Consider the following 3,393-nt stretch of genomic DNA (forward strand, 5'->3'; position numbering starts at 1 on the left):
AACGCGTCGCCGTCCTCGGCTCCAACGGCTCCGGCAAGTCCCACTTCCTGCGCCTGCTCGCCGGCGACGACGTGGCGCACACGGGGGAGTGGAAGCTGGGCGCCCGGGTCGTGCCCGGCCACTTCGCGCAGACGCACGCACACCCGGAGCTGGAGGGCCGCACGCTCCTCGACATCCTGTGGAAGGAACACGCACAGGACCGCGGCGCCGCGTCATCGCGGCTGCGCCGCTACGAGTTGACCCAGCAGGCGGAGCAGACGTTCGAGCGTCTCTCCGGAGGCCAGCAGGCCCGCTTCCAGATTCTCCTGCTGGAGCTCCAGGGCGTGACGGCGCTGCTGCTGGACGAGCCGACCGACAACCTGGACCTGGAGTCCGCCGAGGCGCTCCAGGAGGGCCTCGAGGCCTTCGACGGTACGGTCCTCGCGGTCACCCACGACCGTTGGTTCGCCCGCTCCTTCGACCGCTTCCTGGTCTTCGGCAGCGACGGCCGGGTCCGGGAGACCCCGGACCCGGTCTGGGACGAACGACGGGTGGAACGGGCCCGCTAGGGCCGCGGCCCCGGGGACCGCGGCCCTCAGGGGCGCGGGGCTGTATCGCTGTGCGGCCCTGCCGCGTGGGCGCGACCAGCCACCGCGGGCCCGCACGCGCGATGCGTGAGGGACCCCGCGGCGGCTGGTCGCGGCACCCCGGTCACTTCCAGCGCAGCAACGCCCCAAGGCCCCCCACCGGCACCTCCTCCTGGGAAACCGCCAGCGCGGGCGCATCCGTGGCCACCGCGGAGCGGATCAGCGCGTCGTCGGCCCGGGCCGGCCACGAGTGCTGCTCGCCGAGGACCTTCAGGTCCGTGCGGCGCACCGCGAGCTGGTCGGGGTCCTCCCCGATCCACACCTCGCGGTGCGCGTCGGGCCCGTCCACCCGGACCAGCAGCTCGTCGATGCGGTGCTCCCGCGCCGCCTCGACCAGCGCGGGCACGCCCTCGGCGGCCCCGGTCCGGCCCTCGTCGTCGGGGTTGCGGGCGGCGCGGAACCGCTCCAGCTCCGCCTCGGCCTGCCGCGCCACGTGCTCGGCCCGGGCCCGCTCCACGTCCTCGTCGAGCAGCCGGCTGCCCGTACCGTGCGGCGCCTCGACCACCAGGTCGTGCAGCCGCTTGGGCAGCCGCTCGTGCACGGACCGCCGCTCCCGGTCGTCGCCGACGAGAATCAGCAGGTCGGCCTTGGTCTCCTCCTGGCACACCGCGAGCGCGTCGGCGATCTCCGCGGCGTTGTGCTCCCAGGTGTTCTCCACCCGCAGCTGGAAATGCCGCTCGGACCAGTCCGCGGAGCTCGTCCGGTGCACCGGCCACTGCCGTCCGGTGACGCTCCCGGCGTCCTCCCGGCCCAGCGCGTTGCGCAGCTCGAAGTCCGCGCCCTTGCGGTCGACGTACGCCACCACGCACACCGGGTCCTCCCCGGCCAGCTCCAGCAGCGGCGCGACCCGCGGCAGCGGCGCCCATTCGGCCCAGTCACCGCCCTGCGGGGGACGGACCAGCGGCGGGTCGAGGACGACCTCGCCGGCGCGGGCGAAGAGGGCCCGGCCGTGCGGCTCCGAAGAGTGCTTCAGATCCTCGATCGCGCTGCGCACGGCCTGGCACGTCGCCTCGTCCGCTCCCTGTTCGGCCAGCCGCCCGGCCATCGCCTGGGCGGTCAGCTCCCGCTCGTGGGGAGTGCCCTCCGTGTGCCGTGAGGTGTCGACGTACACGGAGGCCCAAGGCCCGGGGTGTTCGTACAGTGGGTGCAGAAAGGCGAGATCCATGGTTCCTCCCGGATGCCGCTCGGGGGTAGTGCTCAGTTGCTCCGGGGGCGGGTACCCGGACCGCATGAACGAACACGACGAGCGGGGCGACACGATGACCGGAGTGGACCCTGACCGGCTGGACGACCAGCAGCTCATGAAAGAGCTGGAGACCATCCACCGCACGCGCCACGACACACTGCTCTACGGCTCGAACGACGCGCTGCGCGCCCACAACGAGCGCATGGCGCAGCTCGAGGGCGAGTACCTGCGCCGCAACCCGCACCGCCCGGTGGCCGCGGGCCGCACACGCGAAGGGGCCCGGGAGCGGGGGAGCGGGGAGTCGGCGACTCCCACGAACCCCGGCACCTGAGCCCCACCCTCCTGGTTGCGGCCGACGGGGGACGCCGTCAGGCGGCCTCCTGCGCGAAGACGTCGAGGAAGGTCTCGCAGAACGCCTTCAGATCGTCCGGCTTGCGGCTGGTGACCAGCTTGTTCGCCCCGTGGTCACAGACCTGCACCTGCTGGTCGACCCAGGTGCCGCCCGCGTTGCGGATGTCCGTCTGCAGACTCGGCCAGGAGGTGAGCTCCCGGCCGCGTACGACGTCCGCCTCGACCAGCGTCCACGGCGCGTGGCAGATCGCCGCCACGGGGCGGCCGTGCTCGAAGAAGTCCCTGACGAACGCGACGGCCTTGTCGTCCATCCGCAGGAAGTCCGGGTTGGCGACACCGCCCGGCAGCACGAGGGCACCGAACGAGTCCGGTGCGGCGTCGCCGACGACCTCGTCCACGGGGAACGTGTCCGCCTTGTCGAGGTGGTTGAAGGCCTGGATCTCACCCTGCTGCGTCGACACCAGCACGGGCTCGTGACCGGCGTCCTTCGCGGCCTGCCACGGATCGGTCAGCTCGACCTGCTCGACGCCCTCGGGCGCGACCACAAACGCGATACGCATGATCTCAACGTCCTTTCCCGGAGCGGACGGCACCGCAGCGCGCCGCGTCGCTCCCTGCGTGGTTCTCGTGGTGGTTCTCGTTCGTCGTGCCGGCGGTGGCGCTGATCGGCTCGGCCCGATCCGGGCTCACGTATCGCCCCGGGCGTCCGGCTCGGCCCGGCTGATGTCGGCGAGTGCCGACGCGGGGTCCTCGGCCTCGGCCACGTCGCCGAGGCTCACGATCCCGACCGGCAGCCCGTTCTCCACCACCGGCAGCCGGCGTACCGCGTGCTCGCGCATCAGCTCCACCGCGGTCGCCACCCGGTCGTCCGGCGTCACCGTCACCGGATTCCTGGTGCACACGGTCTGCACGCTGACCGTCATCGGGTCGGCGCCGTCCGCGACGCCCCGTACGGTGATGTCACGGTCGGTGAGCACGCCGATCACGTCCTGCCCCTCGGCCACCACCACGTCGCCGATGTTCTGCGTCCGCATCAGCTGCGCAGCCTCGACGAGCGAGGCGTCCGGGCGCACGGCGACCACACCCGCTGTCATCACGTCCTTCACGTACTCGGCCATCACTCGGGCCTTCCCTCCGTTTCCAAGCCGGTGGGGGCACCGCGGCAGGCCGCGGTGCCCCCCCCCCGGGGCCTACGCGGACAACACCCGCCCGGTGTAACCGGCCCCGTCC

At 72.9% G+C, this 3,393-nt stretch carries 5 protein-coding genes; 2 read left to right on the forward strand and 3 right to left on the reverse strand.

Annotated elements, in window-relative coordinates:
- Nucleotides 1-548, forward strand: a 548-nt coding sequence (locus ABT116_RS41110; protein WP_351645301.1) for an ATP-binding cassette domain-containing protein, incomplete at its 5' end; no start/stop codon positions are given.
- 142 nt (nt 549-690) lie between these two features.
- Here the strand turns inward: ABT116_RS41110 and ABT116_RS41115 are convergent.
- Nucleotides 691-1,791, reverse strand: coding sequence for a baeRF2 domain-containing protein (locus ABT116_RS41115; protein WP_351645303.1), 1,101 nt, complete (start codon nt 1,789-1,791; stop codon nt 691-693).
- 64 nt (nt 1,792-1,855) lie between these two features.
- Between ABT116_RS41115 and ABT116_RS41120 the strand changes: the two genes are divergently transcribed.
- The gene (locus ABT116_RS41120; RefSeq protein ID WP_351645306.1) at nt 1,856-2,143 is read left to right on the forward strand and encodes a DUF6158 family protein; all 288 of its coding nucleotides are present in this window, start codon (nt 1,856-1,858) and stop codon (nt 2,141-2,143) included.
- A gap of 37 nt (nt 2,144-2,180) precedes the next feature.
- Here the strand turns inward: ABT116_RS41120 and ABT116_RS41125 are convergent, their stop codons facing one another.
- Entirely contained in the window at nt 2,181-2,723 is a 543-nt protein-coding gene (locus tag ABT116_RS41125; RefSeq protein ID WP_351645309.1) for a type 1 glutamine amidotransferase domain-containing protein, read from the reverse strand.
- A gap of 126 nt (nt 2,724-2,849) precedes the next feature.
- Nucleotides 2,850-3,281, reverse strand: coding sequence for a CBS domain-containing protein (locus ABT116_RS41130; RefSeq protein ID WP_351645312.1), 432 nt, complete (start codon nt 3,279-3,281; stop codon nt 2,850-2,852).
- Nucleotides 3,282-3,393: the final 112 nt, after the last annotated feature.

The organism is Streptomyces sp. NPDC002130, from assembly GCF_040296465.1.
Lineage (GTDB): Bacteria > Actinomycetota > Actinomycetes > Streptomycetales > Streptomycetaceae > Streptomyces.

Coding starts and splice junctions, on each gene's coding strand:
- ABT116_RS41115 (WP_351645303.1), bottom strand. CDS start 1,791: ATGGATCTCGCCTTTCTGCACCCACTGTACGAACACCCCGGGCCTTGG.
- ABT116_RS41120 (WP_351645306.1), top strand. CDS start 1,856: ATGAACGAACACGACGAGCGGGGCGACACGATGACCGGAGTGGACCCT.
- ABT116_RS41125 (WP_351645309.1), bottom strand. CDS start 2,723: ATGCGTATCGCGTTTGTGGTCGCGCCCGAGGGCGTCGAGCAGGTCGAG.
- ABT116_RS41130 (WP_351645312.1), bottom strand. CDS start 3,281: ATGGCCGAGTACGTGAAGGACGTGATGACAGCGGGTGTGGTCGCCGTG.